This window comes from Campylobacter sp., assembly GCF_030528245.1.
Classification (GTDB): Bacteria; Campylobacterota; Campylobacteria; order Campylobacterales; family Campylobacteraceae; genus Campylobacter_D.
The window spans coordinates 1-5,879 of record NZ_JAUMZG010000050.1; the positions used below are offsets into that span (position 1 = coordinate 1).

Annotated in this window: 5 protein-coding genes; all 5 read right to left on the reverse strand. The window is 43.6% G+C overall.

Features of this window, described 5'->3' with window-relative positions; all coding sequences use genetic code 11:
• Nucleotides 1–11: 11 nt before the first annotated feature.
• Genes phnW through Q4A73_RS07075 form a run of 5 tightly spaced genes read right to left on the reverse strand, consistent with a single transcriptional unit; the run spans nt 12 to nt 5,650 of the window.
• On the reverse strand, nt 12–1,151 hold the full coding sequence (phnW, locus tag Q4A73_RS07055) for a 2-aminoethylphosphonate--pyruvate transaminase (RefSeq protein WP_303206749.1): 1,140 nt from the start codon (nt 1,149–1,151) through the stop codon (nt 12–14).
• Nucleotides 1,145–1,933, reverse strand: a complete 789-nt coding sequence (gene phnX, locus Q4A73_RS07060) for a phosphonoacetaldehyde hydrolase (RefSeq protein ID WP_303206750.1) — start codon at nt 1,931–1,933, stop codon at nt 1,145–1,147. The genes phnW and phnX overlap by 7 nt, the downstream gene beginning before the upstream one ends.
• A 9-nt stretch (nt 1,934–1,942) precedes the next feature.
• Entirely contained in the window at nt 1,943–3,631 is a 1,689-nt protein-coding gene (locus Q4A73_RS07065) for an ABC transporter permease subunit (protein ID WP_303206751.1), read from the reverse strand.
• Nucleotides 3,615–4,625 (reverse strand): ATP-binding cassette domain-containing protein, encoded by a 1,011-nt coding sequence (locus Q4A73_RS07070; RefSeq protein ID WP_303206752.1) that lies wholly within the window; start codon nt 4,623–4,625, stop codon nt 3,615–3,617. Before Q4A73_RS07070 ends, Q4A73_RS07065 begins: the two co-directional genes overlap by 17 nt.
• The gene (locus tag Q4A73_RS07075) at nt 4,625–5,650 is read right to left on the reverse strand and encodes an extracellular solute-binding protein (RefSeq protein WP_303206753.1); all 1,026 of its coding nucleotides are present in this window, start codon (nt 5,648–5,650) and stop codon (nt 4,625–4,627) included. The genes Q4A73_RS07070 and Q4A73_RS07075 overlap by 1 nt, the downstream gene beginning before the upstream one ends.
• Nucleotides 5,651–5,879 lie beyond the last annotated feature (229 nt).

A 5,879-nucleotide genomic window follows, 5' to 3' on the forward strand; every position in this document is an offset into this window, starting at 1 on the left:
GCGCAAAATTCCTAATTTTGAGGCCGTGAGTTCGAATCTCGCCGTGGACACCACACATACTCCTCAATGCAAGATATGAGTTTTTTAATGTCTTCTAGCGTCAAATTTCCTATGTTTCCTATTCTAAAGGTCTGCGCATCGCTCAATTTGCCGGGGTAAATGACAAAGCCCCTTTGCTTTAAGAAATAATAAAATGATTTAAAATTGAATCGCTCCAAATATAAAAATGTCGTGATGATGGGGGAATGGAATTTTTTATCGATATAGCACTCAAATCCTAAGCGCTCCATATTTTCAACCAAATTTTTTTGCAGGGTCGCGTATCTGGCATGACGCATTTTGATGCCACCCTCCTCAAAAAGCTCCCCCAAAGCTTCCCTGAAGGCTCTCACCGTGTGCGTTGGAGAAGTGAAGCGCCATTTTCCATTATGATTTTCCATACATTCCCACTGGTCATACAAATCCAAACTCAAAGATCTAGAATTATCTTTAAGCTTTAAAAGGCTTTCTCGTTTGGCAATGATAAAACCAAAGCCCGGAATTCCCTGAATGCATTTATTGGCCGAAGATATTAAAAAATCAATCCCCAAACCTCTAATATCAACCTCAATCCCCCCAAAAGAACTCATCGCGTCCAAAATGATGGTTTTGTTAAAATCCTTAGCGATTTTGCACACCTTTTCCAAAGGATTTAAAATGCCCGTTGTCGTCTCACAATGTACAAAAGCAAGATGCGTGATGTCCTTATCCTCTTGTAAAATTTTCAAAATTTCTCGCTCGCAGATGATATTTTTTTCAGGAGCTTGAATGAGAGTGTGATGTAGCCCAGCCATTTGCGCGATTTTAGCCATGCGTTTTCCGTATTCGCCATTGGCAAATATGAGCGCCTTCCCCCCCTTAGACAAGGCACTCACCAAAACACTTTCCACGCTAAAGGTCCCACTTCCCTGCATCAAAACCGTCGTGTAGTCCTCGTTCAAATCCGCAAGCTTTAAAAGCTTCGCCCTAATATCTTGCACGATCTCGTTGTAATCCTCATCCCAAGTGCACAGATCCTTAAGTGTCGCCGCCCTCACCCTTTTGCTGGTGGATAGGGGCCCGGGGGTCAAAAGAAGATAATCATTATCAGGAATGAAGTCATAATCTAGCATATTTCTCTCCTCATTTTTTTCTCCAGCGCCTCCAAAGCCTCCGGCAAAAAGCTCAAGTCATCAATAACCACATCCGCCCCAGCCTCATACAGCGTAACCCTCGCCTTGTTTTTGAGCGCTTCTAAATTCTCACCCCTCTCCACCTCCTCCCTACTGAGTCCCAGCGTGGAGCTTCCAAGCACAAGCCCTATACTCATGCAGCCAGCATTTTTACCCTCCTGCATATCAACGGGCGTATCACCCACCTTCACGATGGTGCTTTGGGGATAGACATTAAGCCTCCTAGCGCACTCATACATCATGTAGGGGTAGGGACGGCCGTATCCTAGCTCATCAGAACTCACGCAGCAATCGACCTCATAGCCTTTTTGCGAGGCAAGGGGCAAGATGAGGTCCATCATTTTTTTCGTATAACCTGTGGTCGAGCCTATTTTTATATTTTTATCGCGCAAAAACTGAACAGTCTGCAAAACATAAGGATTCAAATCAACATAATCTTTCAAACTCGTGAAAATATTATCCTCAAAGCTTTGATAAATTTTATCCACATCATCCTCTCGCAGCTCTCTGCGATGCTTTTTCACAAACTGCTCCCTGATGTGGGGCATTTCAAGCAGGGCTATGGTATGGTCGCGCTTTAGCATACCCATGGGCTTTCTCGCATCCTCAAGGCTCAAATCAAGACCGAATTCCTTAAAGGCCAAAACGAAGGCGCCCAAGGGCGAAAAGCAGCCATAATCGATAGTCGTGCCAGCCCAGTCAAAAACCAATGCTTTAATCATAGTCCATCCTTAACAAATGTGAAATTTTTTATAGCTCAAATTCTTGATCTTATTGAAGGTAAATTTTACTATAAGATTGATGCAGACAATCAAAATGCTCAAAGCCGCAGCCTCCTCGATGAAGCCCTTTTCATCCAAATGCACTATGGTAATCGCGGCTACTTTATTGGAGCTTGTGTAGATGAAAATCACGGCAGATATGGTAACCATAGCGTTTAAAAAATAATAAATAAAACTTTCCAAAATGGCAGGAAGGCAAAGGGGGAAATAAACCCTCTTCAGCATGGAAAAGGCACTAAGGCCTAGAATTTTACCCATGGCGCCTAGCTCCTTGTCGATCTTCATAAAGGCCTCCTTGATGCTAAGGGCAGGGACACTGAAAAAATGCATGATATTACAAAGCACGATGAGGGCGAAACTTCCATAAAGCGCGTAAAAACTATTGTGCAGGTATAAATTTTCGCCGATTTTAAAGTCCAATTGATTGAAAAATAAAACATAAGCTATGCCCAAAACCAAACCGGGCACAGCCGTGGGTAGGATCATGAAAAAATTCGCCGCATTTTTTAGCAAGGAGCTGCGGATGAGAATTTCGTTGCAATAGACAAAAATGAAGCTGAAAATCGTCCCCCAAAGGGCCGTGGCAAAGGAAATGTAGAGGGAATTTTTTAAAGTGCCCAAGCCGTCAATATTGGACTGGATATTAAAATGCGACAAGGTAAGACTCAAATCGTAGGGGTATGATTTGATGATAGAGGCTAAAAACACCGCCAGTAAAACCGCAAGCTGCAAGCTTAAAATCACAAACAAGGCCGCAGTGCCAATCCTATCCCTTAGGGCGTTGGGGTTGATTTTATAGGGCGTGGCTTTGGGGCTTAGTTCTTGCTGATTGTTCTTTTCTATGCGCCTTAAAAGAAAAAAGGACAGGAGGCTTGGGAGGAGCAAAATGATGCCAATGCTAGCCCCTAGGTTGAGATTTTGCTGCCCTACGATTTGTTTATAAAGCTCCACAGATAAAACCATATAGTTCCCCCCTATGACCACAGGGATGCCAAAATCCGTAAAGCAAAGGATGAAAGAAAGAAGCAGGGCTGAGCTTAGGGCGAATTTTATGCTGGGCAGGGTGAGGTGGAAAAACTGCTTGATGGGACTGATGCCCATAATTTTCGCCTGCTCATAAAGCCTAAAATCGCTCGACTTTAAGGCCAAATAAAGCAAAATGAAACTTTGGGGAAAAACGCAAATACTCTGGGCAATGATAATGCCCACAGCCCCGTAGATGGAAAAGCTCAAATTCAAGGGCTCTAGGAGGATGGTGGTGAGTATGCCCTTATTGCCAAAGAGATAAACCAAGCCCAAGCCATACATCATGGAGGGGACGAAGAGCGGAAGCAGGGCGGCATTGTGGATGAAATTTTTAAGGCCCACTCCCGTTCTTAGGAGGGTATAGGCGCAAAATAAAGCGGCGCTAACGCCTATCATTGTGGAGCTTAAGGATACGATGAGGGTATTTTTTAGCGCGTCAAAAATGTGCGTTTGGAAGATATGGGTGCGAAAATTTTCAAAGCCTACAAAATTCTGCCCAGAATCCAAAAAAGCCATGAGAAACAAATACACCAAAGGCAGGATGAAAAAAACGGCAAAAAGCCCAAGGCAAAGCAAGAAAAGCGAGGCGCCATAATTAATCTTCATAGGCATACTCAAGCAGATCCTTGCCCTTGTAGCACAAAAGATCCTTTGCATCAAAATGATAATGCACCCTATCATTGAGCCTTAAATTCAACTCGTTGAATTCCTTAGTGGAGATATTGACAGTCAGCTCATCGCTATGCTTTTTATCCTCACAAAAGAGGGTAATTTTAAGAAAATGCCCAAGAAATTCTATATCCTTAATCCTCGCATTGTTTTCGCCTCTGCCCTTTTGGATGTGCAAATTTTCAGGGCGCAGACAATAGCACTTGTTTTTTTGTCTCAGCACATTGACCTCGCCGATAAAATGCGCACTGAAATAATGCTTCGGGCGCGTGTAAAGCTCCCTTGGCTCACTCGTTTCTACGATTTTGCCCTCGTGCATCAGGGCGATTTTATCGCTCATAGAAATGGCCTCTTCTTGATCGTGAGTGACCATGATGATGCTGATGTTTAGCTCTTTTTGCAGGGCCTTAATGTCGCTTCTTAGCTTGTTCCTCACCTTAGCATCCAAGGCAGAAAGGGGCTCATCAAGCAGCAAAATTTTAGGCTTTAGGCTCAGTGCCCTAGCGATGGCGACCCTTTGCTGCTGCCCCCCACTCAACTCTCTGGGAAATTTCAACTCATTGCCGCTTAAACCCACCAAGTCAAAATTGTGCGCGATTATGGAGGCTATTTTTTCCTTGCTAAATCCGGCTTCTCTCAGTGGAAAGGCTAAATTTTCATAGGCATTAAGATGCGGAAAGAGGCAGTAATTTTGAAAAACCATGCCAAATTTTCTCTTTTGCGGCTCTAGGTTCGTTATTTTTTCTTTTTTCAAAAAAATATCCCCCCTATCCGCGCCCTCAAGGCCCACGATAATCCTCAGCAAAGTGCTTTTACCGCAGCCACTGGGTCCTAGCAGGGATAAAAATTCGCCATCCTTGAGGCTTAGGTTGATGTCTTCTAAAATTTTTATCCCGCCAAAGCTTTTGTGGAGTTTTTCTATCCTCAAAAGAGGCATCATTTCGCCTCTGTTTTATTTTTGAAAAGCTCATCCCATTTTTTCAAAATCGCATCCCTTTCCTTGGCGAAGCGCTCGAAATCCACGCTCAAATTCTTTTGCTCTTTGAGATAGCCAAGAGGAGGCTCTTTGTCCGTTGTGATGGCGGTTAGAGCGTTGTTGTTCGCATAAAGGCTCATCGCGTCTTTGGATGCAGCAAAATCAATAAAATCCTTAGCGCTTTGCTTGATTTCGTTTTTTTTGATGAGGGCTAGGGATTCCAAATCCCAGCCATAGCCCTCGCTGGGGAAAATCATTCGGATGCTTTGCCCATCCTTTAGCATTTTGTGCCCTCTATAACCCAGCGAAATGCCAACGGGATACTCCCCGCTTGCTGCCATCCTTGCAGGTTTTGAGCCCGAATGCGTGTAAAAGGCGATGTTACTGTCTAAATTTCGCATGAATTCCCAGGCCCCCTCCTCGCCATAAAGCTCCATCCACCCCGCCACACTCAAAAATCCCGTCCCTGAGCTTGTAGGATTGGGCATGGTGATGAGTCCTTTATAAACGGGATTTGTGAGATCCTTGTAGCTTGAAGGGATGGGAAGATCGCGCTTTTGAAGCTCTTTTTCATTGACGATGATCACACTCTCCACCCCAGAAAGTCCCACATAATACGGCGGCGCATCCTTATCCCTAAAGCCGTCTTTAAATTCGCCAACATTGCCCAGCTGCAAGGGCGCTAGAAGCTCAAGCTCCTTAAGTTGCAAGACATTAAACACCGAGAGTCCAAAAACCACATCGGCTCTGGGATTTTGCCTTTCTGCAAGGAGCTTGGCCATCACGACCCCGTGAGAATCGATCATAAGCTCCGTTTCCACCTGCGGATAAAGATCCTTAAAAGCCCTCATATATTCATCCACTTGCTCATGCTCGAAGGCCGCGTAAATGATGAGTTTATCTTGAGTCGCCCCTTCCTTCCTCTCGCTTGAAATGCAAGCGCTCAAAAATAAGGCCAAGAACAAAAGCTGGATAAAGATCTTCATTCAAAATTCCTCAGTTTAAGATTCGAGGGCAGTTTATTTTTTAATAGAAATATTTTGGAAACATTACAAATAAATTTCAAGTACGAAATAGCTTAATAATAAATCTCAGTTTTTATATTCAAGAATTTATGATCCTTACATTAAAAAACTTAGATTGATCCTAAAATCCACATCTTCATCAAATTTTAAGCTTACTTGTATAAAATTGCCGCTTTCACTTTCTAAAATC